At 38.5% G+C, this 1,258-nt stretch carries 1 protein-coding gene; it reads right to left on the bottom strand.

Going from position 1 to position 1,258, the window contains the following annotated elements:
• Window positions 1-1,153: IS256 family transposase (locus AC6F34_RS16270; RefSeq protein ID WP_500774041.1), on the bottom strand; the 1,153-nt coding region annotated here is incomplete at its 3' end.
• Window positions 1,154-1,258: the final 105 nt, after the last annotated feature.

The following is a 1,258-nucleotide window of genomic DNA, read 5'->3' as shown; positions in this document are numbered from 1 at the left end:
CGCCATTCCATTTGTTTTCTAATTCTTTAGTCCGCAAATATAATACTTTTAATAGGGCATTCTCATGGGGGAATGCTCCTTTTTTCGTGACTTTCCGAAAACTGGAGTGAATGCTTTCAACGGCGTTGGTTGTGTACATGATTTTACGTATATTACTTCCATAATCGTATAATTGTTCTACATGATGAAAATTTCGCTTCCACACATCGACAGCACCTGGGTACGTAGACCACTGTTTTTCAAAGGATTCAAACGCACTATGACAAGCCTTTAGACTTGGCGCTCCATACACTTTCTTTAACGCCGTAGTAAAAGGCTTATAGTCTTTACTCGGGATATACTTGATGGAATTTCGAATCAAATGAACGATGCATCGCTGAACGGTCACATCAGGGAAAATCACACGTGCTCCTTCTTCCAGACCACTAACGCCATCCATCGAGAGAAAGAAAATATCTTCTACACCACGTGATTTGATTTCATCAAAAATTTGCATCCATTTATGCTTACTTTCTGTTTCATTTAACCATAAACCAAGAATCTCTTTCTTGCCTTCCATGGTATAACCCAAAATCGTATAAACAGCGTATTTCTTTACTTCATAGTCGTTACGAATCGTTGTATAGAGGCAATCTACAAATACAAAAGGGTAACAGTTACTTAAAGGACGACTTTGCCATTCGTCTAATTCAGGAAGAACGGTATCCGTTATATCAGAAACCATTTCATGAGACACAGAGAATCCATAAATGTCTTCTATCGTGGAAGATATGTCTCGTTGAGACATTCCTCTGGCATACATAGAAATAACCTTATCCTCAATTGCGGATATGTCTCTTTTACGCTTGGGAATCAATTGCGGCTCAAATGAACCATCCCGGTCACGAGGAACGGCAATTTCAACTTCACCAGCAGTAGTTCTCACTGACTTCTTTCCATATCCATTCCTTCTATTACTTGACTCTTTTTTCCCCTTATCATTTGATTCATAGCCCAAATGATGGTTCATTTCTCCTTTTAGCATGGACTCAAACATGGGCCCAAATATGTCTTTTAATGCTTCTTGCATATCTTCTACTGATTTAGGTTGGTACTGTTCGATAATCTTGTTCGCTAATTCTACGGAGTTTGGATCTCTCTTCATTTTCCCCATTGGAAACACTCCTTTAGCTTTGTACTTATTATTCTATCAAATAAAAAACTGTGTGAGTAAGGAACCGTACGCATTCCTTACTTACACAGTTAATATTACACTCCC

It is taken from the genome of Niallia sp. CD-39, assembly GCF_059874745.1.
Note: the sequence above shows the minus strand (reverse complement) of the source record. Positions and strands in the feature narration are given on the sequence as shown.